Source organism: Nocardioides pelophilus, assembly GCF_014180685.1.
In the GTDB taxonomy this organism is placed as follows: domain Bacteria; phylum Actinomycetota; class Actinomycetes; order Propionibacteriales; family Nocardioidaceae; genus Nocardioides; species Nocardioides pelophilus.
In genome coordinates this window covers 1-1,295 of sequence record NZ_JACEHF010000311.1, presented here as the reverse complement: position 1 = coordinate 1,295, position 1,295 = coordinate 1, and the positions used below count along the sequence as shown (strand labels likewise).

Genomic DNA, 1,295 nt, shown 5'->3' with positions numbered 1-1,295 from the left:
GGGTCTGCTGCACGAACGGGTGACAGTTGGGGTTAGGCCGCCTGGGTGGCGGGTGGGGTCATGATCAACTCGTATTCGACGGGGGTCAACCGTCCGAGAGCGGCCTGCCTGCGGCGGCGGTGGTAGGTCCTCTCGATCCATCTGACGATCGCGATCCGCAGCTCCTCGCGGGTGTTCCAGGTGCGGCGGTTGAGGACGTTCTTCTGTAGCAGCGAGAAGAACGACTCCATGGCGGCGTTGTCGCCGGCGGCACCGACGCGGCCCATGGATCCGACCATGTCGTGACGGTTGATTGCGTGGACGAACTTCCGGCTTCGAAACTGCGACCCGCGGTCGGTGTGCAGCACACAGCCGGCCACGTCACCGCGGCGCGCGACCGCGTGGCTGAGTGCCGCGACCGCGAGCCGCGACTTCATCCGTGAGTCGATCGAGTAGCCGACGATCCGGTTGGAGTAGACGTCCTTGATCGCGCAGACATACAGCTTGCCCTCCCCGGTCCAGTGCTCGGTGATGTCGGCGAGCCACAGCTCGTTCGGCCGGGCGGCTGCGAACTCATGACGGACCCTGCCGTTGTCATCGACCACGGCGCACAGGTCGTCGTGGACAGGCGGACCCGGCTTCTTGCCGTTCTTGCCGCGCTTCTTCCCGAACGCGGACCACCACCCCAGCTCCGAGCAGATCCGCCAGGCCGTCCGCTCGGCCATCGGCTCGCCGGCTTCGCGGGCCTCATCGACCAGGAACCGATAACCGAACTCCGGGTCGTCGCGGTGGGCGTCGAACAAGGCGTTGGCGCGGTAGGCCGCGGTCAGCTCGGCCTCGGTGATCGGGCACCTCAGCCAGCGGTAGTAGGGCTGGCGAGCGATCTTGAGCACCCGGCACGTCACCGTGACGGGGATCCCGTCCTCGGCCAGCTCGCGGACGAGCGGGTACATCATTTTCCCGGCAGATGAGCCTGCGATAGATAAGCGGCAGCGCGGCGCAGGACCTCGTTCTCCTGCTCGAGCAGCTTGATCCGCTTGTTCGCCTCACGCAACGCATCGGACTCGCTGCCAGGCCCGGTCGAGGTGGTCTGCCGTGACGAGTTCCGCTCGTCGATCGTCAGCCACCGCTTCAGACACGACGGCGAGATCCCGAAGTCCTTCGCGACTTGGGCCATGGAGGCATCGGAATCGCGGTAGACCCGGATCACGTCCTCGCGGAACTCCTTGGGGAACGGCTTCGGCACGGTGCACATCCTTCCAGCGCCGACACACATCGACGCAGATCAGATGTCACCTATCCGTGCAGCAGACCCC

At 66.2% G+C, this 1,295-nt stretch carries 1 protein-coding gene; it reads right to left on the bottom strand.

The window, feature by feature from the left end; all coding sequences use genetic code 11:
* Window positions 1-32 precede the first annotated feature (32 nt).
* A protein-coding gene (locus tag H0488_RS23305; RefSeq protein WP_183101542.1) for an IS3 family transposase occupies window positions 33-1,225 on the bottom strand; the annotation gives its coding sequence in 2 pieces (ribosomal slippage) (window positions 33-938 and window positions 941-1,225; 1,191 coding nt in all).
* Window positions 1,226-1,295: the final 70 nt, after the last annotated feature.